The 22,505-nt window shown below is 70.9% G+C and carries 15 protein-coding genes; 8 read left to right on the forward strand and 7 right to left on the reverse strand.

The features are described 5' to 3' along the window. Window positions 1-658 precede the first annotated feature (658 nt). Window positions 659-1,954: a trypsin-like serine protease gene (locus WME89_RS41310; RefSeq protein ID WP_438005080.1), complete on the forward strand. Its 1,296-nt coding sequence runs from the start codon at window positions 659-661 to the stop codon at window positions 1,952-1,954. Between the two features lie 118 nt (window positions 1,955-2,072). On the opposite strand, the gene WME89_RS41315 is transcribed toward WME89_RS41310, so the two are convergent. Further along, entirely contained in the window at window positions 2,073-3,635 is a 1,563-nt protein-coding gene (locus WME89_RS41315) for a hypothetical protein (protein ID WP_438005081.1), read from the reverse strand. Window positions 3,636-3,658: 23 nt separating this feature from the next. Continuing rightward, complete coding sequence (locus WME89_RS41320; protein ID WP_438005082.1) at window positions 3,659-5,410, reverse strand: hypothetical protein; 1,752 nt, start codon at window positions 5,408-5,410, stop codon at window positions 3,659-3,661. A 413-nt stretch (window positions 5,411-5,823) separates the two neighbouring features. Between WME89_RS41320 and WME89_RS41325 the strand changes: the two genes are divergently transcribed. After that, window positions 5,824-6,357, forward strand: a complete 534-nt coding sequence (locus WME89_RS41325; RefSeq protein WP_438005083.1) for a hypothetical protein — start codon at window positions 5,824-5,826, stop codon at window positions 6,355-6,357. Window positions 6,358-6,421: 64 nt separating this feature from the next. On the opposite strand, the gene WME89_RS41330 is transcribed toward WME89_RS41325, so the two are convergent. Next, complete coding sequence (locus tag WME89_RS41330; protein WP_438005084.1) at window positions 6,422-7,417, reverse strand: glycoside hydrolase family 11 protein; 996 nt, start codon at window positions 7,415-7,417, stop codon at window positions 6,422-6,424. 468 nt (window positions 7,418-7,885) lie between these two features. On the opposite strand from WME89_RS41330, the gene WME89_RS41335 reads away from it, so the two are divergent. The 5 genes from WME89_RS41335 to betC all read left to right on the forward strand — a co-directional run bounded on the left by WME89_RS41335 (window position 7,886) and on the right by betC (window position 14,871). Further along, the gene (locus tag WME89_RS41335) at window positions 7,886-8,488 is read left to right on the forward strand and encodes a hypothetical protein (protein WP_438005085.1); all 603 of its coding nucleotides are present in this window, start codon (window positions 7,886-7,888) and stop codon (window positions 8,486-8,488) included. Between the two features lie 523 nt (window positions 8,489-9,011). After that, window positions 9,012-10,292: a hypothetical protein gene (locus tag WME89_RS41340; protein WP_438005086.1), complete on the forward strand. Its 1,281-nt coding sequence runs from the start codon at window positions 9,012-9,014 to the stop codon at window positions 10,290-10,292. Window positions 10,293-10,298: 6 nt separating this feature from the next. Then, the gene (locus tag WME89_RS41345; RefSeq protein ID WP_438012035.1) at window positions 10,299-12,110 is read left to right on the forward strand and encodes a glycine betaine ABC transporter substrate-binding protein; all 1,812 of its coding nucleotides are present in this window, start codon (window positions 10,299-10,301) and stop codon (window positions 12,108-12,110) included. Window positions 12,111-12,121: 11 nt separating this feature from the next. After that, the gene (locus WME89_RS41350) at window positions 12,122-13,360 is read left to right on the forward strand and encodes a quaternary amine ABC transporter ATP-binding protein (protein WP_438005087.1); all 1,239 of its coding nucleotides are present in this window, start codon (window positions 12,122-12,124) and stop codon (window positions 13,358-13,360) included. Beyond that, window positions 13,357-14,871 (forward strand): choline-sulfatase, encoded by a 1,515-nt coding sequence (gene betC, locus WME89_RS41355; protein WP_438005088.1) that lies wholly within the window; start codon window positions 13,357-13,359, stop codon window positions 14,869-14,871. The genes WME89_RS41350 and betC overlap by 4 nt, the downstream gene beginning before the upstream one ends. 182 nt (window positions 14,872-15,053) lie before the next feature. Here betC and WME89_RS41360 read toward each other — a convergent pair whose 3' ends face one another. The 4 genes from WME89_RS41360 to WME89_RS41375 all read right to left on the reverse strand — a co-directional run bounded on the left by WME89_RS41360 (window position 15,054) and on the right by WME89_RS41375 (window position 21,857). After that, window positions 15,054-16,184, reverse strand: coding sequence for a substrate-binding domain-containing protein (locus tag WME89_RS41360; RefSeq protein ID WP_438005089.1), 1,131 nt, complete (start codon window positions 16,182-16,184; stop codon window positions 15,054-15,056). 391 nt (window positions 16,185-16,575) lie between these two features. Next, window positions 16,576-16,929: a DUF1428 domain-containing protein gene (locus tag WME89_RS41365; protein ID WP_438005090.1), complete on the reverse strand. Its 354-nt coding sequence runs from the start codon at window positions 16,927-16,929 to the stop codon at window positions 16,576-16,578. Between the two features lie 165 nt (window positions 16,930-17,094). Beyond that, a complete protein-coding gene (locus WME89_RS41370; RefSeq protein WP_438005091.1) occupies window positions 17,095-20,382 on the reverse strand; it encodes a glycosyltransferase in 3,288 nt (1,095 codons plus the stop codon). 20 nt (window positions 20,383-20,402) lie between these two features. Next, window positions 20,403-21,857, reverse strand: a complete 1,455-nt coding sequence (locus tag WME89_RS41375) for a formylglycine-generating enzyme family protein (RefSeq protein ID WP_438005092.1) — start codon at window positions 21,855-21,857, stop codon at window positions 20,403-20,405. 417 nt (window positions 21,858-22,274) lie between these two features. Here WME89_RS41375 and WME89_RS41380 point away from each other — a divergent pair, with 417 nt between their 5' ends. Beyond that, window positions 22,275-22,502, forward strand: a complete 228-nt coding sequence (locus tag WME89_RS41380) for a hypothetical protein (RefSeq protein ID WP_438005093.1) — start codon at window positions 22,275-22,277, stop codon at window positions 22,500-22,502. Window positions 22,503-22,505 lie beyond the last annotated feature (3 nt).

A 22,505-nucleotide genomic window follows, 5' to 3' on the forward strand; every position in this document is an offset into this window, starting at 1 on the left:
CTGTGCCTGCGTGCCAGGCCACTGTGCCTGCGTCCCAGGGCACTGGGCCTGCGTCTCAGGGCGCTGTGCCTGCGTGCCAGGCCACTGGGCCTGCGTGCCAGGCCACTGGGCCTGCGTGCCAGGCCACTGGGCCTGCGTGCCAGGCCACTGGGCCTGCTTGGCATGTCATGTAGATGCTCCTGGCAACCCGCAGGAATTCGGTGAACTTCACCGTCAAGATTCGAACCGGCGTCCGGAGATCGTGACCCCGGGCGGCAGAATGGGCGCGGTGACCGACAGCCTCTCCGATTCGACGAGCGCGGGCACGGCGCCCGATGTTCCATTCCTCGAACGCGGCCGTTCCAGGAAGCCGTCTGGCGCCGCCCCGGGCATCGTCGAATACTCCCGCCGTGTTCCTGGAGCGGGCCGGCGCCGGGGCGGCGCCCCTACATCGTGGTGATCCGCGCCCGTGCGCGCGAGCCGCCACCGACGATGCCGGTCTCCCGAGGCCGCAGATCGCGCGCATGCGCAGCGGCCAGGGCCCTCGGGAGACAGAGGCCGTCCCCGCCTGGCACGAGTGGAGCGCGCCGCTCGGCGCTCACCGGTGCACAGCCGCCTGGCCGAGGCGGGCTCCCTCGGCGCGAACGATCCTCCAGACAAGATAATGAGCGGAGATACAATGAACAAGAAAGAACTTGGCACTAAGGTTGCTCTCCTGGCCTGCGCCGGCGTCGCGCTCGGTCTCTCCGCGTCCTGCTCGGGCGCCGACGCGTCGGACGAGCCGATCGAGCCGCTCGCGTCGCAGTCCTCCGAGATCATCGGCGGCGAGATCGCCGAGGCGAGCCCCTGGGCCGTCCAGGTCTTCGACGTGCGCGGGAGCACGGGCGACTTCTACCAGTGCACCGGCACGCTCGTCGCGCCGCGCTGGGTGCTCACCGCGCAGCACTGCATCGCGGACGAGGGCGAGACGTCGGCGGTGCGCATCGGCAGCAACACGTACCGCGAGGGCCGGCGCATCGCGGTCGACGGCGTCGAGGTGCCCTCGGCCGAGGTCGATATAGCGCTGCTCCACCTGGCCGAGGACGCCGGCGGCGCGGTCGTCCAGCTCGCCCCCGCGGGGCAGGCCGTGGACGGGAGGGACGCGACGACCTACGGCTGGGGGAGCGAGGGCACGCCGCTGGTGATGTCGCCGTCGCTCAAGAAGGCGAGCGTCCACATCGATGGCCGGCGCGCCGACGACGAGCTCCTGGCGACCGGCGTGACGGGCTCGGGCTGGAGCGGCGACTCCGGCGGCCCGTGGTTCGTCGACGGGCGTCAGGTCGCCGTGTACTCGGCCTCGAGCGGCCAGGACGGCACGAACCTGCACGCGTCGCTCCTCGGCATCGACGTCGCGCGCTACCGCGCGTGGATCGACGCGACGATCGCCGCTGGCCCCACCGTCCACCCTGACGACGAGGTCGTGCTCCACGATCTCTCGGACTTCTCCGGCGTCTCGGAGGGCTTCGGGATCGGCCGCCACAACCTCCCGGACATGCCGATCATCGGCAACGACCGCGCGAGCGCGATCGAGGTCCCCGCCGGGCTCCGGGTCACGGTCTTCATGCACCACAACTTCGAGGGCGAGGCACGTATCTTCACCTCGGACACGGACCTCGTGGCTGCGGGCTTCAGCGACGTCATCTCGAGCCTCGTCGTCTCGCGCGCCTCGGACCCGCAGGAGGACGTGGTGACCCTCTACGAGCACGCCGACTTCTCGGGCGACTCGCTCACCTACGGCGTCGGCGGCAATTACCTCATCGGCGGGCCCTGGGACAAAAGGATCAGCTCCGTCCGCGTCCCCGCCGGCCTCCAGCTGACGCTCTACAGCGATTTCTTCCGGTACTCGACCGAGTCGCTCGTCCTCACGACCGACGCGAACCTCGATCTCCACGGCTTCGACGAAAAGGCATCGAGCTTCACCATCGATCCCTCGTAGGAGCGGCCGACGTTGGTGCCCAATGGCGGCACGTCGGCCGCTGTAAGGGGAACGCTCCGGCTGGGTGAAAGCGGGGCTTCCGCTCGAGCACAGCTGAGCTCTGGCGTGACGGTGGTGGTCACAACCAACCGCAGCCGCCGTCGAAGTCGCCGGGGGGTATGGGCTCCGTGGACGACTGCGATTCACGACAGGCATCCTCGATGTTCTGTCGCAACATCAACATGAGGTTGTTGTCATCCTGGATGTCAGTGTCCGAGTACTCCCCGAGCCACGCCCCGACCGACGGCTTCATCATCTCGATGACCCCGAGCGAGCGCTGGCAGTCGCCCGCCTGGTAGAAGTCGAGCGCGCCGCGCAGCGCCAGGTACATGTTCAGCATCATGTACGGCTTGCCCGAGCCGCCGTCGGAGATGTTCCACCACATCGAGTCGGGGTTCTGCCCGGGAGGCAGCGAGTTGAGCAGCGTGGTGTCGACCTTCTGCGCGGCTCCGTCCTTCGCCGAGGCCCAGTCCGCCGTCACCTGGAAGGCCGCCTTGTCCGGCCCGATGTCGTCGCCGAGGGACGAGTCGGCGAGGAGCTCGACGAACAGACCACCACCGCCGCCCCGGCGGCTGCCGCCCACGTCGGTCGCGCCGTCGCGCTGGCCGATGAACAGCGCCGGCATCTCCAGGTTCGCCCCCGCGGAGTCGGCGGTCGCCCGCTTCGTCCCGTAGATGCGCCCCACCTTGTAGCCGGCGGACGGGGTCACCTCCAGGCTGAAGTCCGTTGCCAGCGGGAAGAGCGTGGTCTTCCCCTCCTCCGAGAGCAGGCCGCCGAGGTCGCCCGGGCTCAGCGCGTAGGCGTACGTGCCCGCGCCCATCGAGCCCAGCGCCGCCGGCATCTTCACGAGGAAGCGCTCGCCCACGCCGATCACGCCGAACGCCGTGCCGTTCTCCACCAGCGCCTCGCCCAGACCGAGGATGTGGTCGGGGTCCGTGATACCGCTGGTCGCGTGCCCGCTCGTGAGCAAGAGCACGCGGTGCGCGCCCTCGAAGCCCGCCGCGTCGCCCTCCTCGAACGCCCTCTCGGCGGCGGCGATCCCCTCGTAGAGGCCGACGAGCTCGCCGGCGCCGTCGCCGAGGTTCTCGTCGACGATGAGGCTCGTGAGCTCCGCCGACTCCGGCGCTGCGAGGAAGGCGCGGCGCTCGGCCTTCTCGCCATAGCGGATGACGCTGACGCGGTCCTCGGGACGGAGGCTGGCGAGCAGCCCTTCCATTCCCACGTCCAGCGCGCCCTCGTCGATGTCGGCGAAGCTGCTGCTCTCGACGGCGATCGCCAGGTGGACCGGCGGCCTCTCCAGCTTCGAAGGGTCGACCCCGGTGTTCATCGCGACGAAGGCCATCGTCCAGTTGCCCCCGTTGAAGCGCGGCGCCACGGCGAGGAACGGGTGAATGCAGACGTCCTTGCCGCAGTCGGCGTCGGGCAGGTCGATCGCGTGCTCGGCGAAGAACCCGACCGGATCCAGCGTGTCGAGCGTGGGCACCTTCCCCGCCTTCACGATCGCGCGGAACTGCGAGATGTCCTGCGCCCCGCCCTGGGCCACGTTGACCGAGCCTTCGGGGACGTCGCTGCCCTCGCCGCCGCTGCTCTGGGTGGAGCAACCGACGGCGGCGGCGCAAAGACCGAGTGAGACCAGCTTCATCTTCGACACCATGTGGCTTCTCCTCATTCGTAAGCGATCAACAGGTCCGCGGACGTGCTGGGCGCCTGGTAGCCCTCGTCGCACGCGTCACGTCCGGCGAGCACGCGCTCGGCGCGGCCCACGCGCACGCGGAAATCCGGCCCTTCGAGGACGTCTCCAGGGCTCAGCAGGGTCTTCGCGCCGCCGTTCTGCACCGCGACCACCGCGTCGGTGACGAAGGCGCCGCAGCCCAGCCGGTCGCCCTCGCACCCGGTCGCCTCGACCGAGGCGGTGAGGCCCACGAGCTGGAGGTCGAAGACGTCGCGATAGACCTCGAGCCGCTTCGCCGATCCGATGGCCGAGACCTCGAGGTGATCGACCTTGTCGATCCATTGCACCTTCTCGCCCGCCGAGAACGGGAAGTCTTCGATCGGGATGCACAGATAGTGAGTCTGAGAGGGGGCGCTCGGCTCCGGCTCGCCGCCGCCCTCGCCGCCGGTGCCCATTCCACCTTCGCCGCCCGTGCCGCCGGTGCCGCCCGTGCCGCCCGTGCCGCCAGCAGCCGCGCCGCCTGCGCCGTCGACGTCGGCTCCGCCAGCACCCGCGCCGCCTGCGCCCATGCCGCCTGTGCCCATGCCGCCTGCGCCGCCCGGGCCACCGCCATGGTCGATCGCCGGATAGCTCATGGTCAATTCGATGCAGCCGTCCGACAGAGCATAGATGTCCGCGATCTCGCCGACCGCCACCAGGTTGGGCGAGGGGCCGGCCCACTGGAAGGACGATTGCGGCGCGCCGGCGCACACCGAGGGCTCGACGTTCGTCAGCAGCGCGCCCTTCTTCACCTGTCCGGGCACCACCACCGTGTGCGGCTCCAGCGCGACGCGCCCCGCCACCGTCCCCGTGTCGTCCCAGAAATCGCTGTTGCCGTTCACGTTCTGCGGGATCTCGACGCTCTGCAGGCTGGACCACCATACCATCACAGGCCGCATTCCATCCGTCTCCAGCAGCACCACCTCGCAAGGCCCTTCCGAGGTCGGCGCCGCCTCGTCGAAGACGCCTGCGGCGCGGCGGGCCACGACCCGGTTGAGCGGGAGCGTGTCCTGCGGGTCCAGCCGATACGTGATCCCGAGGTTGAACGCGCTCGGCCCGAACATGCGTGTCGGATCGCCGGAGGTGACGGCAGCGCAATCGAGCGACGCGTCCACCCAGCGCACGCGAACGTCCACGGTCCCGGGCGTGACATTGATGAGATAGGCGTCCGTGATATAGCTGCTGCGTGGGGTGCCGGTCGCGACGCAGGCGACGGCGGACGCCCCCAGGATCGTGCGCTCGAGCACCCAGGCTGTGCGCGAGCCTTCCTCGGCGCTCCGGGCCGAGAGCTCCCGGCTGGAAGCAGCGCGCGCCGAGAGGCGCCATGCCGGGACGAGGACCACGAGCGCGGCCAGGTCCGTCGGATCTTGCCAGATGCGCCACTCGATCCCCGCGAGGCCCACGAGCCCCACGAGGAGCTGCGCGGCAGCGGCCGAGAGCTTGATCGCCGCGAACGGCGCGACCACCGCCGCGAACGCCAGCGCTCGCCCGCGCGGCGTGCGCGCGTTCACGAGCGCCGCTGCGAGGACGGGGGCGACCACGAGGCCGGCGAGGTCGCTGAGCTTGCCAGTGAGGGCGCCTGGCAAGAGCCCGGCGCCTTTCAGGAGGTGGTCGTTCACCACCAGGAGCGCCAGGGCGCCAAGGAAGAGGGGGTCGCGGAGGACCGCGAATCGCGACGAGGCCGGTCGCCGTGACCGTGACACCAACGTCAGAGCATCCGCGAGGCCGCCGGCGTTTCGCCGTGACGAGTTCAGCATCGCAGCGGGCCTATAGCAGCGCGCGTGCCACTCGCCGCGCGCGTCGGAGCGGCGCGCCATCGCGTCGCGGCCGGCGTCTGCCTTGGCCCCTGCTGCCCTGGCAGGCCTGTCACTGAGGCAGCGAGCGATGGCACACGAAGGCTCCTCGGAGGACCGGTGTCGCGCGCCGGCGGACACGCGTTGCTCGCCGGACGCGCGCTGCTCGACGAATACGTTTGCTCGCCGGACGCGCTTTGCTCGCCGAGGTTGCTCGGGAGCTCGGGAGGCCGCGTGCTACAGTACCCCCTCGCCCTCGCGCCTCTGCGAGCCGGCGTGTCTCCTGCCTGGCTCGTCCCGGCTTTCTTCGGAGCTCTGCGCGCGCGATGCGATCCTGCCTGCTACTGACCGCCTTCTCTTTCCTCGCGTCCCTCTCCGGGTGTGGCCCTGTCGACAGTGAGCCGTCGATCCCCGCGGAAGCCAGCGATTGTCCCGCGCAGCTCGGCGAGGGCTCCACCGAGACACGCGCTGTCGACATCGGCGACGCGTCGTCCGGGACGTTCGTGCCCTACGCCGACGGCACCAGCGTGAAGCTGATCCTCGGCAATCAGGGCTCGATGATGATCACGCCCTGGGTCCGGGTGGAGGCTCTGCCCGGCGACGCGGAGGAGACGTGCCATGTCGTGCGCCTCGCGAACGAGCTGGAGGGCCCGCTCGCCGACGATCCCGACGGGCTCGCCTCCGCGCAGTTCAACGTCCAGTTCATCAAGGCCGGCTCTTTCCTGGTCTCGGACGGCGCGTTCTACCACCCTTTCGCATGGGACCGCGAGACCCTCGAAGGTCAGAAGCTGGAGCTCACGGTGACTCTGCGCGGCGACGGATACGAGGGCAGGAAGAGCGTGAACATCGTGCTGGAGTGAAGAGCCCTGCCGGAGTGAAGAACCCTGCCATCGAGCCGCTGCCCAGGGGCTTGAACGCCCTCGCTCACTCCACGACGACCTTCGCCGTCGTGAACTTGACTGTCCCGCTGTTGGACTGGGCTTCGACCAGCAGCTTGACCTCGTGCAGATTCCCCAGGGAAAGGCCGAGCTCTTCCCATTTGGTGAAGTGCTCGGAGACGGAGATGGTGCCGCACGTGCGAGCCGTCCGCCGGATGCTGAAATACTGATCGAACGTCTCACTTGGACCCGTGATGGCCGGCTTGTTCACGCGGGTCTTCTTCCACACGTCGTAGGTCTCGCCATCGGCGATGAGCGTGCCCACCTCGTCCCGCGGCGTCCCGTCGGAGGAGAAACCTCCCGGCTTCTCGCTCCCCCAGTCGTCGAGGATGTAGAACTCGCGCAGCGGGTTGACGGTCCAGCCGTACATGCCGATGTACGTAAAGCCACCGTCCTCCTCCGTCTTGGTATGCGCGAACTCCGCCGAGAAGGTGCCGATCTGGGCGTGCTTCTGGGTTTGGTTGAAGTCGAGCCCGACGCGCGCCAGGAAGTCCTCGACGCCGTTCCATGTCGCGCTGAACGTGGCGTCGACGCCGTGCACGGTCATGCAGCCCGACCCGCTTCCTTCCGCCCAAAGCTCATAACCGTAACCGTTGCCCGCATTGCCTCGGCTGTTCGAGCAATACTCCATGCCTCCGGTCAGGGGTGTCGCTGGCGGGCAGGTGTCCGCGGAGCCGCCCGTGGACGCGCCGCCGTCGCCGGTGGAGCCACCTCCACCCGTCGCTCCGCCCGCACCAGGGAGCCCACCGCTGCTGCTCGCGCCGCCGCTCCCCGTGACGCCTCCGGTAGCGGCGGTAGCGCCCGCGCCCCCGGCGCCCGGTTGACCACCGCTTCCGCTCCCGCCGGTGGATCCTGCGATCGATCCGCCGCTCCCGCTTTCGTCCTTCGCCTCCCCGGAGCCGGCACAGCCCGTGAAGGCCGCGGCGGCCAGGCAAGCGGCGAGGGTCTCCAGCGACCAACGGGGCGAAGTGGGAACCTTCATGGCTGGAGCATGCCCGGGTCTGCGCACGTTGGTCAAGCGAGGCGAACCGCTTGAAGGTTAGCCCGTCGTCGGGTTGCCGCATCGGACAGAAGTTTCCAGACCCGCGCGAACATCCACTTCACTTCGTCGCGCCCGGCACCGCCGGGTGAGGACCAAGGTCCCCTCACCTCACGGTCGTCGCCGCGGCGCGCCCTCCCTCTGGCGCTGCTGCCGCAGATTTCTCTCCGAAACGCCAGAGCTCGCGCTCCTCCTTCCTGGCGATGCGGACGATTGCTTCTTGTTCATTCCTCGCGGCGGCGTCGCCAGGATAAGCTTCGTAGGTCTCGATCCTCCGTCGAGCCATGCCATCGTTGGCCGCAGGCGCCCATCGCGTTGCGTCTGCTACCTCTGGCCGGGCCGGTGATGGCGGAGCTCCCAGCGCATCACAAACCTTGACGGTCTGCGCGCAGTCCTGGCAAACATCCGGGGATGAGCGCCTTCCGACCTCCGACCCTTCCCGCGATCCCTGCCCTCGGGATCGCTACGCTGCTCGCCTGCGGTGGCGGCGGGGCCAGCTACCCCGATAGCTCCGATGTCACGACCGCCCAGGCAGCGTGGTGCCAGGCTCTCGCCAAGCTGAACGGCTCGGGTGACGCATGGGAGCACCTCGGGGCGTGCAAAGGCGCATACCCGACGGCATCGGCGGCCTACCTGCGCGGGATGACCAGGTGCTTCACGGCGCGGCACGAGGCGGCTGGTGAAGATGCCCCCGACAACAGCCAGCTCATCACCGAGTGCAACGACGAGGTCACGGTGGAGATGGGCGCGGAGGGGCCGGGCAGCGCGGAGGTGATCGCGGCGCGGTGCCAGCGGGCGGAGCGCTGCGAGAAGGTGTCGGCGGCCGACTGCAAGACGGCCGTCGACAGGCTGGAGACGGCCCAGCGGGTGGTGCTCACGACCACGTACAACGCAGGCGCGCTGCACGCCATCGCGGACTGCCTCTCGTCATCCAGCTGCTCGGACGACGAGGAGGCAGCGAGGGACAGCTGTTACAAACCCTCCTCCGAGAAGCTGCTCTGGTTCCCTGACTGACACCCTTGTAGCTCCCTCCTCGAACGAGGCTCGTGCTCGCCTTCGGGATCGTCCCGGAGACATGCCGCCGCGGTAGCCGGGTCACGACGGCGAGGCCTCGTACTCGCCGATCCGTGTCCTGCAATGCTCCAGCGCGTCGCGCAGGCTCGCGAGCGTCGGGATCCCTTTCAGATCGACTCCGAGCGCGACCCTCGTCTGCGCGACCGCCGGCTGGATGCCGCTGGTGACACGCCCACGGCGCCGAGCAGCCGGTCCGGAGCAGGTCTTCCGGGCAGTCGTGCTCTCCGAGTGAGCGCATGAAGGCCGCTGCGCGGGGCGCCGGCGTGCCGAGCCGGGGGTGGTAGCGAAGCCACGCCGAAGAAGTTGATTGTACACAGGGCTCGCGTCTGTTATAACGGACACACGTCTCTTATCACGGACGCAATGCGCTGCGTCTGGCGTGCATGAACGATCTCCGAGCCCCTCCGACAGCAGCCCAGCGCCCTTCGAGCGGCGGAGACGGCTACGCAAAGGTTCCTTCTCCATGATCCATCGCTCCTTGTCCGAGCGCCGCCGGCTCCATTCGCTAGGCATCGCCGCAGCGCTGCTGAGCGCCGCCCGTCCTGCAGCGGCAGAGCCCGCGGGGCCGAGCCCGACGGCCGCCGCGCCCTCGAGCACGGCGCCACCGCCGGGCGAAGCGGCCCCTCGCGCGCCTGTCGCACAGGCGACGGCACGACCTCCGCCGGCGAACAGCGCCGTATCCCCCGCGGCGGCGGCGACGGCGGAGGGAGAGTCGGCGCTGGCCCTGCGCATCGGCGGGGGAGCTATCGTATGGTACTATCAGCCGTTCCTGAGCGGCTACAAGCCCAACCTCCAGCTAGCCTTCATCGCTCTCCGCATCAAGGCGACGTATGGCAGGTTCGGCGTCTACGTCCACCCCCGCCTCCGCGACACGAAGGCCGCCCCGTTCTTCGAGGGGCCTACGTGGATCGAGGAGGCGTACGCCTGGGCCGACCTGGGGACGGGTGAAACGCCGCTGACGCTGAAGATCGGGAAGATCTACAACCAGCTCGGCCTCTTCTGGGACAACTCCTTTTACGGCAACATTCAGATGTTCGACGGCCTCAAGCTCGCCCCCGAGCACGGGCTCTCCCTGGAAGGGAGATACGGCGCAGATGACAAGGCTGGGGTCCGGTATACAGCGCAGTTCTTCCCTGTCGACGGGCGGACCAACCTCTCCTCCCAGGACCGCGACACAGTCTCGATCCCGGGCGCGCGCCGCCGGTATCAGGCCATCCTCCGGAGCGAGCCCTTCGTGCAGCTCGACGGCGCGGCCTCCCTCAAGGCCGGCGTCTCCGCCGAGTACCTGCAAGCGGACCTGCCGTCCGGCCCGAGGGACGTGCTCCGTGGCGCCCTGGACACGACGCTGACGATCGGGAAATGGGGGCTCTGGGGGGAGCTTCTCTACCAGAGAGGCCAGACGGTGACCGACTTCCCGTACGCGGGAAAGCCCGCGACGGACACCGCGCCTGCCGTCCCTGGGCGCGCCTCGGCTCACAATTACTATGTCCTCGCCGGCACAGAGTACACCTACGGCCGCTTCACCGCGCGCTACAACTTCAGCTACGGCCGCTACGCAGACCAGGCGGTGAGCGAGTGGATCCACGAGCCCGCGGTCGGCGTCACGCTGACCGAGAACCTCGGCATCCTGACGGAGCTCGTGCTCTGGGAGCGGAGCGCCCCCGAGGGCCACTCGCTCGTCGACAGGAGCCTCGCCATCTCGCTGAACGGGCGCTTCTCTCACCTCGTGACCGGCAAGGAGTAGATCGTGATGGCCCTTCTTGCCGTCCGTCGTGAGCTCTTCGCGGCTGCGTTCACGCTGCTCGCGCTCCTCGCCTGGGCCCTGCCTGCGTCCGCCGCGGAGGACTGCAGTAAGGTTCGCCTCTCCGACATAGGCTGGACAGACATCACCGCGACGACCGCGGTCGCCTCGGTGGTGCTACAGGATCTGGGGTACGAGAGCCGCGTCGATCTGCTCTCGATCCCGGTCACCTTCGAGAGCCTGAAGAACGGCGACGTCGACGTCTTCCTCGGCAACTGGATGCCCGCACAGGCGGACGGCATCAAGCCGTACCTGGAGAGCGGCGCGGTGGTGGATCTCGGGGTCAACCTGGAGGGGGCCATCTACACGTTCGCCGTGCCCAGGTACGTGTCGGACGCCGGGGTCACCTCGGCGGCGCACCTCGCGGCGCACAAGGATAAATTCAAGGGGAACATCTACGGCATCGCGCCGGGGAGCGCCGCCAACCGGATGGTGCTCGGGATGATCCAGCAAGATACCTATGGCCTCAACGGCTTCACGCTGGTCGAGTCCAGCGAACAGGGCATGCTTGGCGAGGTGAGCCGGGCCGTGGCGAACAAGGAGTGGATCGTCTTCTTCGGGTGGAGGCCGCACCCGATGAACAACCAGCTCGACATGACCTACCTCGCCGATCCGCTCGAGAAGTGGGGGCCAGGCGGCGGCGCGTCGGTGGTCCGCACGGTGGCGAGCAGGGGCTTCGTGGAGCGTTGCCCGAGCCTCGTGAAGCTCTTCAGGAGCATGAAGTTCACCGCCGATGTCGAGAACATCCTGATGGGGCACATCCTCGAGGACAAGATGGCCCCGGAGGTCGCCGCGCGGGCGTGGCTCCGCGCCCACCCCGAGCAGGCAGAGGCCTGGAAGAGCGGCGTGCCTCCCGCGCGCGAGGCGGCCCCTCGCGCCGCGGCCCCCGCAGCGCCGCTCACCCAGGCAGAGACCCCGGCGGCGACGGCGCGGAGGCTCCCCCTGGGCGACTGGATCGAGCGCGGGACAAGGCTCATCACCGCCCGGTTCGCGGGGCAGTTTCGCGGCGCCTCCAGGGCGGTCTCCTGGGTCCTCGAGGGGAGCGTGCGCGTCTTGCTCCTCGCTCCGCCGCTGCTCCTGCTAGGGGCCGCTGCCCTGCTCACCTACGCGCTGCGGCGCCGCGTCGCGCTCTCGGCAGCGGTCCTCGCCGGAGGGCTCTTGATATGGAACCTCGGCTACTGGCAGCCGACCCTGGAGACGCTCGTGCTGGTGTCGATGTCCACCATGCTCTCCCTGCTCCTCGGCGTGCCCCTCGGCATCATCGCCGCGCGGCGCGCCAGGTTCTACGCAGGGCTGCGGCTGTTGCTCGACCTCATGCAGACCATCCCGACGTTCGTTTATCTCATCCCCACGCTGATGCTGTTCGGCCTGGGCGTCGTCCCCGGCCTCCTCTCGACCGTGGTGTTCGTCCTGCCGGCGCCCATTCGCCTGACGTACCTGGGCATCACCAGCGTACCCAGGGAGATGATTGAAGCCGGGGAGGCGTTCGGCGCGCGGCCCATGCAGCGCCTCATGAAGATCGAGATCCCGTACGCGCTGCCCACGATCATGGAGGGCGTGACCCAGGCGCTGATGCTCTCTCTCTCCATGGTGGTCGTCGCCGCGCTCGTCGGCGCCGGCGGCCTGGGCTCGCCGGTGGTGCGCGCCCTCAACACCGTCGATATCCGTCAAGGGTTCGAGGCAGGGCTGGTCATCGTCATCCTGGCCATCTTGCTCGACCGGACGTTCAAGCACGACAGGCCCCAGCGCACCTATTCGTGAGGCAGAAGCGCATGATCAAGGTCGAGCACGTATTCAAAGCGTTTGGCCCCTCCCCGCGGGGCGCGCTCGCCCGCCTGGACCACGGAGAAGATCGGGAGGCCATCCGCAAGGCCACCGGAAACCTCGTCGCGCTCGCGGACGTCTCGGTCGAGGTGAACCCGGGAGAGATCCTCGTCGTGATGGGCTTCTCGGGGTCCGGCAAATCCACGCTCCTCCGCTGCCTCAACGGCCTGGTCCGACCTGACCGCGGTCGCGTGCTCATCGAGGACGCGGGCCGGGAGGTCGACCTCACCACCGCGGACGACGAGACCCTCCGGCAGGTCCGCCTCAAGCGGATAGCCATGGTCTTCCAGAAGCACGCGCTCCTGCCCTGGCGCACGCTGCGCCAGAACGTCGGCCTGGGGCTCGAGCTCCGCGGCCTCAGCAGCGCCGAGATCGACAAGACCGCGGACGCGAAGCTCGATCTCGTGGGCCTTGGTGACTGGAAGGACAAACACCCTGACGAGCTGTCCGGCGGGATGCAGCAGCGCGTCGGCCTCGCCAGGGCGCTCGCCACGGACGCGGACATCCTCCTCCTCGACGAGCCCCTGAGCGCGCTCGACCCCCTGATCCGCATGCGCATGCAGGACGAGATCCTGGCCCTGCAGCGGGTGCTCAAGAAGACCATGATCTTCGTCAGCCACGATCTGGACGAGGCGCTGCGGCTCGGCTCTCGCATCCTCCTCATGGAGGGAGGGCGCGTCGTGCAGCTTGGCACCCCGGCGCAGATAGTCACCGCCCCGGCGACGGCGTATGTGAAGAAGTTCGTGGCGCACGTCAACCCGCTCGCCATCCTCCGCGGAGACGCGCTGATGCGGCCCCTCGCGAGCCTCCCGCGCGACCCCGGGGACCCGCGCGTCGTCCTGCTCGACAGGGCCGGGCGTTACCGCTGCGTGCTGGGCGCGGAGGGCCGGCTCTCCACGCTCGTTTTCCGGGGCAAGGAGGGGGGGCGCTTCATTCCCTACGACGAGACGCTCGCGCTCGACGGGATCGCCGAGGACGCGATCGTCACCGGGAGGCTCGACACGACGATGCGCACCGCGCTCACCGTGAACCACGCCACAGGCCGGCCCATGCTCATGGTGGACGCCGACGGCAGGCTCGAAGGGGTCATCAGCGAATGGGATATCCTGCGCGCGATGGCGGAAGAAAGATCGACCCCCGCGGATCGACAGGACCCAGCGCAGGGCATCGAGGCGGCGGCGCCATGAGCCCCCACAAGACCCGGCCGAACATCCTGTTCATCATGGCCGACCAGCTCGCGCCCCAGTACCTGCCGGCGTACGGCCACCGCATCGTGAAGGCAGAGGCGATCGAGAGGCTCGCCGGCAAGGGCGTCGTCTTCGACGCCGCCTACTGCAACGCTCCGCTCTGCGCGCCTTCGCGTTACGTGCTGATGACCGGGCGGCTACCGTCGCAGATCGGGGCCTGGGACAACGCCGCCGAGCTCTCCGCCGATATCCCCACGTTCGCCCATTACCTCTCGAGCCTCGGCTACCGCACCTGCCTGAGCGGCAAGATGCATTTCTGCGGCCCCGACCAGCTCCACGGCTTTCAGGAGCGGCTCACCACGGACGTCTACCCGTCGGACTTCACGTGGACGCCAGACTGGGACGAGCCAGGCCGCGTGCTCGACTGGTATCACACGATGGACGTCGTGCGGAACGCCGGCCCCTGCATCCGCTCGAGCAACCTGGACTACGATGACGAGGTCGCCTTCACCGCGACGCGCTACCTCTTCAACCACGCGCGGCAGGCCGACCGGCGGCCGTTCTGCCTGGTCGCGTCCTTCATCCATCCGCACGACCCGTACACGATCCGCCCCGAATTCTGGTCGATGTACGACCCGGAGGAGATCGACATGCCGGCGGTCAGCGCGCGGGACGCGCCGTTCGACCCGCACTCGGAGCGGTTGCGGCGCGCGATCGGGATGGAGGATCCGCCGCCTACGCCGGACCAGGTCCGCAACGCGCGAAGGGCCTATTACGGGGCCATCAGCTACCTTGACGGCAAGGTCGCCGCGCTGCTCGAAGCGCTCGCGGAGGCCGGCCTGGCCGAGAACACGGTCGTGATCTTCACGAGCGACCACGGCGACATGCTCGGCGAGCGCGGCCTCTGGTACAAGATGAGCTGGTTCGAGCATTCGGCCCGCGTGCCGCTGATCGTCTCGTTCCCTGCCGCGTTTCCGGCGCGTCGCGTCGCGGCCGCCGCCTCGCATGTCGACCTGCTCCCGACGCTCGTCGACCTGGCGACCTGTGGCGGCCGGTACGATTACCCGACCCCGCTGGAGGGCCGGTCCTTGCTGCCGGAGCTCTCGGGGAGCGTCGGCCGGGACGAGGCGATCGGCGAGTACTTCGCGGAGGGCACGGGCGCGCCGCTCTTCATGATCCGGCGGGGCGCCCGGAAGTTCGTCACGTGCGATGGCGACCCGGATCAGCTCTACGCGCTCGACGAGGACCCGCGAGAGCTCTGCAACCTGGCGGGCGATCCGGCGCGCGGCGACGAGGTGGAGCTGCTTCGCAACGAAGCGAAGCGGCGCTGGGACGTGGCGAGCCTCCGGGCCCAGGTGCTCCAGAGCCAGCGGCGCCGGCGCTACCTCGCCCAGGTGATGCGCGCGTCCGGCGTGAGCTGGGACTACCAGCCGAGGGAGGACGCCTCGAAGGCCTATATCCGGAACAACCTGCCCATCTACGAGATCGAGCGCAGGTCCCGCTTCCCGTGAGCGCCGCACCCAGGCTCGCCGTCGAATCATCAGCGCGACGGCGGAGGACGGCACGGGCGCGGTCGGCGCGGTCGTGAGGACCCGAGCGCCAGGGGCGATCGCGGCACGGGACGGCCGGAGGGTGACGCGCGTGAGGCTCACCCCCGGCATGGGCGCGAGGTCTCCCTCGCGCTGCGACGCCGCTACTGCGTTGCGCCGATCGAGTCGAGGAAGTCGTTGTAGGCGTCGACCTTGTCCCCGGGGACCACGTCGACGCCGATGTTGAAGCGGAACTCGTCGTACATCTGCGGCGCGAGGATCGCCTTGGTCGCGTCGAGGCCGATGCTGTTGATGCCGTAGAGGATGTAGGGCACGAGGTAACCCTCGTAGTACTGCCGCTGGATGTGCGTGGCCTTGATGCGCCCCTGGCGCATGTAGTCGACGGTCTTCGGGTCGAAGTCGAAGGCGACGACGGGGAGCTCCGGCTTGCCCACGGCTTCCGCGGCCATCGCGCACCGGTACGAGAGGTTGAACAGGCCGAGCATGCCCACGACGGGCGGGTCCGCGGCCTCCATCTGGGACTTCATCCACGCGACGTCCTCGGCGTCGCCGCCGCCGAAGAAGTAGACCTGGCTCACCACGGGCGTGTAACCGGCTTCCGCGAGCACCGCCTGCGCCCCCTGCGTTCGCTCGTATCCGTCGACCCAGTCTGCCGAGACGTTGCCGTGGATCATCACCGTACCGGGCGGCGGGGGCAGCATCTTGAGCAGGGTTTGTCCTGCCGTGGCACCGGCAGACCAGTTGAGCATTCCGACGTAGATCGCGCGCTTCGAGTTCGCCAGGTCGGTGTCGAACGTCACCACGTGGACCCCCTTCGCGCTCGCGTCATCGATGGCCGCGGCGTTGACATCATTCAGGGGTGAGACGCCGATCCCTTTGGCGCCGTTCGCCGTCGCCTCGGCCATCTGCTGATTCTGGAGATCCTGCGTGCTGATGGAGTCAGCGCTCTGGTCGGTGGGTCCGAGCACGTTCCCGGTGACCCCGAGCTCACCCATGGCGCGGCTCGCGCCCGTGGCGATGGGCGCGAAGAAGGCGCCGAGGTTCTTCAGCAGGACGACCATCTGCATCGGCTGGAGCTCGTCCTCGTTGATCCTGGCGACGAGGTGGTCGACCGTCGCCTCGAGCTCCACCGGGATGAACTCGCTCGCCGGAGTCGGCGCTCGGGTGATGCGCGCGACCTCCTCTTCCTCGTCGACCTCCTGGCTCGCTCCGCACGCCGCCGTCATCAGCGCGAGCCCGAAGGCCGTCATCCAGCGTCGCCCCATGCTCGTCATGACACCCTCCTCGTCCGTGGTTCGTTCAGCCGCGCGCGGCCCGCTTGCGCGAGGCACGCGAGAGGTCCACGCTCGATCTTTCACGATACGGGGCCGAGGATCCGCCCGTCAATCGATACCAAAATGAGTAACGAAGACCGGATCACGGGCTGACGTGAACGCCCATACTGTCCCTGTGGCCACGCGGCGCGTGACACAGAACACAATCGTCAGCGCGCGGCGCGCTCGCCCACGCGATGAGGCAGGTGATCAGGCGGGCGATGAGGCGCAGGCGGCGGGCCCCGGGGCGCAGCGCGCCCGAGGCGCACCCAGGACGCCTTACGCCCTCAGGACCGTACGGTGTGTGTGAATATGGCCGCTCCGCTTCCGCGAGGGGCGGCGGCCGGCCCGGTCAGACGTCGAGGAGGACGTCGAACCCGCCGAAGATCATGCGCTTTGCGTCGAAGGGCATCGCCTCGTTGCCCATGTTCATGCGCGGATCTTCCATGGCCTTCTTGCTGCCCTCGTCGCGAACCTCCTTCGAAGGCCAGACGATCCACGAGAAGACGACGACCTCGCCGGGCTCCGCCTTCACCGCGCCCTTGAAATCGGTGACCTTGCCGTCGGGCACGTCGTCGCCCCAGCACTCGACGACGCGCGTCGCGCCGTGCTCCTTGAACACCGCCGCGGCCTTCACGGCCAGAGCGCGATAGGCCTCCTTCTTGTCCGCCGGCACCGGCACAACGAAACCATCGACGTAGCTCATCGTGTTCCTCCTCTGGCTCGGGCCCGATCCGGATGGGCCCCCGGCCCTCGCCTCGAACCCGCGCCGCCCGCCGGCCGGCTCGATGGTCAGGGTCGATGCCCACGTGCCCCACCCGATCGCGGAACGCAACTTCGGTGCGGGGCTCCCGTCAGCCGGGGCCTCCCCTCACCTCCCCCGCCCGTCCCGCCTGCCCAGGCACACGTCCACGTAATCGCGGACCATCCTCTCCAGCGAGAACCGCTCCCGCGCGCGCTCCCACCCCGCCGCCCCCATGCGCGCCCGCAGCGCCGGATCCGCGGCCAGCTCCACGAGCGCCCCCGCGAGCGCCGCCGCGTCGGCCGGCGGCACCAGCCGGCCCGTCACGCCGTCGTCCACCTGCTCGGACATGCCGCCGACGGCGGTGGCCACCACCGGCAGCCCCTCGGCCATCGCCTCCAGCGACGCGTTCGGGCACCCGGCGGGCTCGGCGATCAGCGCGAACATATCGAGATCGCTCAGGAAAGCGCGCGCGTCGGCGAGCTCGCCGACCCACTCGACCGAGAGGCCCGCCGCCATCCGCCGGAGCTCCTCGGCGTGCGCCTCCGCGCCGCGGTCGACGCCTCCCGCGAGGCGCAGCACGTGCGGCGGCAGGCGCGGCGCCGCGAGGCGCAGCGCAGCGAGGAGCTCGTCGAGCTTCTTGTGCGGATGGATCCGCGCCGCCGTCCCGATCGCGAGCCGCGCGCGCTCGTCGCTCGAGGCGCGTCGCGCCGCGGGCGGGCGCGCGCCGAGCGCCACGCCGTTCGGCACCACGTGCGCCGGCGCCCCGAGCACCTCCGCGGCGAGCGCCGCCTCGGCCTCGTACTTGACGATCACCCCGGCCAGGCGCGCGCCGTAATCGCGCGGCGCGCGGTACGGAAGCCCGGGGCGTGGCGACGCGAAGTACCGGCGCAGCGAGGCGAAGTACATCTCGCCCGGGCTGATGTCGAAGAGCGGCACGTCGAGCAGCCCGTCGGCCAGGAGCACCTTGTGCTCGGCGATCACGTTCCACATCAGCACGGCCTCGGGCGGGTCCTCGTCGATCGCGCGCAGCAGGCGCTCCACCGCCTCGGCCGGCTCGATGTCCGCCGGCGGCGGCACCGCCAGCACCGGGATGCCCGCGGCCGCGAGCGCGCGCCGCCCCGGCGTCGGGTACTCCGGCTGCTCCTCGATCACGGCCGCCCGGCCGCGCACGCCCGCCGCCGCGAGGCCGAGCAAGAGGCGACGCGCGCTCGACTGGGCCCCGCCGGTCGAGAAGTTGTTCGTCACGAGGAGCAGCCCGTCCCGCCGGCCAGGGCCGCGGTTCCGCGCGATCGCCCGCGGGTAGAGCCGCGCATAGCCCTCGACCATCCGCGCCGCGCTGAAGTGCCGCGCCACGACCTCCCGGCCGCCCGGTGACGCCGGGAGGGCGCGCGCCGCCGCCACGATCGCGCCCGCGAAGCGCTCCGGCGCGGCGTCGAGCGGCAGGTGGACCAGCGCCGGCGTCTCGGCCGCGATCTCCGCCGTGCCGCCGGCGCCGGTCGCGACCACGGGGAGGCCCGCGGCGAGCGCCTCGAGGTGCGCGAGGCTCAGCCCCTCGTGGGCGCTCGGCGAGACGAGCACGTCGGCCGCCGCGAGCAGGCCGGCCACGTCGGCGACCGCGCCCGCGAAGCGCACCTCGGCGCGCAGGCCGAGCCGGTCGACCTCGCGCTGGATCTCCGCCTCCGCGGCGAGCGCCTGCTCGCTGCGGGGCGAGGCGCTCCCGGCGATCACGAGCCGCGCCGCCCGCGGATCGCCGGCAGCCGCGAGCGCGGCCCGCGTGGCCGCGAGGATCGCGGGCACGAGGTGCAGCCGCTTCTGCGGCCGCGGGTTCGCCACGGCGAGCAGGACGAGGTCGTCCGGCGCGATCTCGAGGCGCCGCCGCCACGCCGCAGCTTCGGCCGTGCGGGTCCGGACGGCGCCCGCCGATCCTGAAGGGTGCGCCGCCTCCACAGGTCCGGCGTCGCGCCCATTCTGGACAGCGCGTTCCAGAATGGACCGCCCGTGCGCGGCGGGCTCCACAGGTCCGGCGTCGCGCCCATTCTGGACAGCGCGTTCTAGAATGGACCGCCCGCACGCGGCGGGCTCCGCCTCCACAGGTCCGGCGTCGCACCCATTCTGGACAGCGCGTTCCAGAATGGACCGCCCGCGCGCGGCCTGCTCCACCTCCACAGGTCCGGCGCCGCGCCCATTCTGGACAGCGCGTTCCAGAATGGACCGCCCGCGCGCGGCCTGCTCCACCTCCACAGGTCCGGCGCCGCGCCCATTCTGGACAGCGCGTTCCAGAATGGACCGCCCGCGCGCGGCCTGCTCCACCCCCACAGGTCCGGCGTCTCGCCCATTCTGGACAGCGCGTTCCAGAATGGACCGCTCGTGCGCGGCGGGCCCCGCCCCTGCCGGCGCGAGTTCGATCCCGTTCCAGACCGTCCGCACCGGGATGGGCAGCGCGCACGCAGCGAGCTCCGCCTCGACCGCGCGCGCGCAAGCCACGAGCAGCGCCGCGCTCTCCGCGCCGAGGCGCTCGAGCCCGGCCGGCCAGCCCGCGGCCACGTTGTGCACCGTGACGAGCGCCCGGTACCCGCGCGCGGAGAGGCGCGCGAGGTCCTCGGCGTCGAGCAGGTGCGCGTGCGCGAGGTCCGCGCCCCACGCCGCGAGCCCAAGGGCGAGCGCGTCGAAGCGCGCCTCACGATCGCCCGGCGCTCCGGACAGGTCGAGCGTCCCCGGCGGCGCGCCGAACGTCGGGCGCGTCGGCCGATACACCGCGTGGAGGCGCGAGCGCACGCCGCGGCGCGGCAGCCCGATCGCGAGGTCGATCGCGATCCGCTCGGCGCCGCCCTGCTGCAGGCTCGTCACGACCTGCGCGACCCGCAGCGCCGCGTCGTCGCACACGTCGAGCGGGGCGTGCCGCACCACGCGCGCGCGCCGCGCCCCGAGCTCGCCCTGGAGCGCGACGTCGAGCGGATCGCCCGCGCGCAGGCGCGCCGCGACGCCCGCCGCGAGCGGCGCATCGAGGTACACGCTCGCGGCGCGAGGCAACCCCGGGCCCCGGCGCGCGCGCGCGGCGCGGCTCAGCTCGCCGCCGGTCGCCCGCAGCAGCTCGACCCATGCCACGGCGTCGGGCTCGGCGCGCGCGGAGGGGTCGGGCGGCGCCATGACGGCGCCGAGCGCGCAGAGCGGCAGCCCGGTGTCGCTCGGCGGCGGGAACGGGTCCGGATCGAGCGCCGCGGACGGGAAAGGCCACGCGCCGCCGCGCACGAGCCACACCGGCCCCGCCGCGAGCACCTCCGCCGCGGCCCCGAGCGGCGCCGCCGTGACGTCGACCGGCGCGAGCCCGGCGAGCCGGAGCGCGCGCAGCGTGCGGCCGGCGCGGGCGCGGTGCGCGGGCGATTCGGCGAAGACGGCGCAGATCGGGCGGCGCATGAGGGGCCGGGCGGCGCGTCTCAGTAAGCCGAGGGATAGCCGCGGAACGGCGCGACGGCGGCCACGTCCGGCGAGCTCGAGATGCGGTCCCGCGAGCGGTAGGAGCCGGCGGCCCCGCGCGGCGCGCCGGCGGCCCCGCGCGGCGCGCCGGCGGACCACGCGGCGGCGCCGAGCTGCTCCACCTCCACGGCCGACGGGGCGCCGCCTGTGTAGACGAACTGCCCGCGCGGGTTCGGCTCGATCGGCACCGACGCGCGCCGCATCGCCCCCTTCACGAGGCAGCGGTAGTGGAGCGTCGATCCGCGCAGGTGCGGCGGGGCGTTCAGCCAGAAGCCGTCGCCCTGCGTCCGGAACGTCATGCCCGGCGGCGCCCCGGGAACGCGCCTGCGGCGGGCCGCCCCGCGCACGAGCAGGCCGACGAGGCCGACGAGCGCGCTCGCCAGGACGAGGCCCCCGCCCACGAACGCAACGATCGCCGCGGTCGACCACGAGCTCGAGGGCGACGTGCGCCTGGTCCCCGCAAGGAGCGGCGCCGCGGGCGTCGAGGGCGCCGCGGCGGCCGGGGCGCTCGCCTCCAGCGCGGCGATGACGCGGAAGCCGTTGTCCGCGTTGCGGCTGCCAGGGTCGTTGCGGTACCGCGCCGCGGCGCGCAGGTGCTTCGCCTCCTTGAGCCACGACCCGCCGCGCAGCACGCGCCGGGGCTTGTCGCCGGCCGGAGGGGTCGTCTGCTCGGGGTCGACCGCTGGGCCGGGCGCGTAGGGACCATACCAGTCGCGGCACCACTCGTAGGCATTGCCGCTCATGTCGTACAGGCCGAGGGCGTTCGGCTGCCGCTGCCCGACAGGCCTCGTCCCGCTCCCCGCGTTGCCCTTGAACCACCCGATGGCGGCGGCGGACTGGTCGTCGTTCCCCCCATGGAACCGCGTCTGCGTGCCCGCGCGGTAGGCGTGCTCCCACTGCGCCTCGGTCGGCAGGTCGAAGACGCGGCCGGTCTTCCGCGTCAGCCAGCGGGTGAACTCGACCGCGTCCTTGAAGGTCACGAGCGTCACCGGATGCATGTCGGTCTGCGGGAAGCCGGGAGTCCTCCAGGTGAACTCCTTCCGCTGCGAGAGGCCCTGGCCGTCGAAGCCGAACCCGCCAGAGGCGCCGACCTCGGCCTCGGTGCGGTAGCCGGTGTCCGCCGCGAAGCGCGTGAACTGCCCGACCGTGACCGGATACTTCCCGAGGTAGAAGTCGCGGCGGAGGGTCACGTCCCGGAGCGCCTCGTCGTCGCCGCGGCCAGCCTCCGTGGGCGGCGAGCCCTGGCGAAAGCGCCCCGCCTTCACCAGCACGAGGTCGAGCTGCGCCCCCCCGAGGTCGATCGCCAGGGCGGGGGCCGAGTCCGCCGCGTGCGCGTCAGCCGGGGCGAGGAGCGCGACGGCGGTCGCGAGCGCGAACACAGGCGAGAGGTGACGGGCGTCGGAGCGGAGCTGCACCGGCCCAGGCTACCAGAGTGCGCGGCCAGCGCGAGCTTGCAGCCTCGGCCGCTGGGCAGGAGCCGGAGAGGCCCAGTCACCTCGCTCGCCCTCGCTCGCGCGAGCTCGCCGGCTCAGGGCCGCTCGACAGCGAGGGGGGCCGCGCTGGGATGTTCGACCCGCCGACTGGCCCGCTCGCGCCGCGCGGAGCGACATGACGTTAATCAAGAAATCTTTACTGTTCTTAACTCAGCACATTTCAGCCCACGCCGGCCGATCCCCTCGCCGCGCGCGGAGCGATGCTGCGTTCATCAAAGCATTTTTGCAGTTCTTGATTCAGCGCACACCCGGCCGATCCAGGCTCGAAGCACGGCGCCGCGACGCCGGCTTGAAGCGATGATGAGCGCCGAGCTCAGGGCTCGACAGCCGTCCCTCGGCGTGTCATTAACCGGACCGAGCGAGCTCTCGTCGCTCCCGGAGCTGCTCGCCCGGCGCGCGGGCGAGCTCGGCGACACCCCGGTGTTCATCTACCTGCTGGAGGGCGAGGCGGAGGCCGCGACGCTCTCGTTCGGCGCGCTCCGGCGGCGCACCGAGACGATCGCCGCCTTCCTGCGCGGGCGCTACGCGTCGGGGAGCCGCTCTGGTCGCAGCGTGTGGTGTGGTTGACGA

The organism is Sorangium sp. So ce321, assembly GCF_051530195.1.
Taxonomy (GTDB): Bacteria; Myxococcota_A; Polyangia; order Polyangiales; family Polyangiaceae; genus Sorangium.

Coding starts and splice junctions, on each gene's coding strand:
- WME89_RS41325 (WP_438005083.1), top strand. CDS start 5,824: ATGCGATCCTGCCTGCTACTGACCGCCTTCTCTTTCCTCGCGTCCCTC.
- WME89_RS41340 (WP_438005086.1), top strand. CDS start 9,012: ATGATCCATCGCTCCTTGTCCGAGCGCCGCCGGCTCCATTCGCTAGGC.
- WME89_RS41315 (WP_438005081.1), bottom strand. CDS start 3,635: ATGAAGCTGGTCTCACTCGGTCTTTGCGCCGCCGCCGTCGGTTGCTCC.
- WME89_RS41345 (WP_438012035.1), top strand. CDS start 10,299: ATGGCCCTTCTTGCCGTCCGTCGTGAGCTCTTCGCGGCTGCGTTCACG.
- WME89_RS41335 (WP_438005085.1), top strand. CDS start 7,886: ATGAGCGCCTTCCGACCTCCGACCCTTCCCGCGATCCCTGCCCTCGGG.
- WME89_RS41365 (WP_438005090.1), bottom strand. CDS start 16,929: ATGAGCTACGTCGATGGTTTCGTTGTGCCGGTGCCGGCGGACAAGAAG.
- WME89_RS41350 (WP_438005087.1), top strand. CDS start 12,122: ATGATCAAGGTCGAGCACGTATTCAAAGCGTTTGGCCCCTCCCCGCGG.
- WME89_RS41370 (WP_438005091.1), bottom strand. CDS start 20,382: ATGCGCCGCCCGATCTGCGCCGTCTTCGCCGAATCGCCCGCGCACCGC.
- WME89_RS41310 (WP_438005080.1), top strand. CDS start 659: ATGAACAAGAAAGAACTTGGCACTAAGGTTGCTCTCCTGGCCTGCGCC.
- betC (WP_438005088.1), top strand. CDS start 13,357: ATGAGCCCCCACAAGACCCGGCCGAACATCCTGTTCATCATGGCCGAC.
- WME89_RS41330 (WP_438005084.1), bottom strand. CDS start 7,417: ATGAAGGTTCCCACTTCGCCCCGTTGGTCGCTGGAGACCCTCGCCGCT.
- WME89_RS41360 (WP_438005089.1), bottom strand. CDS start 16,184: ATGACGAGCATGGGGCGACGCTGGATGACGGCCTTCGGGCTCGCGCTG.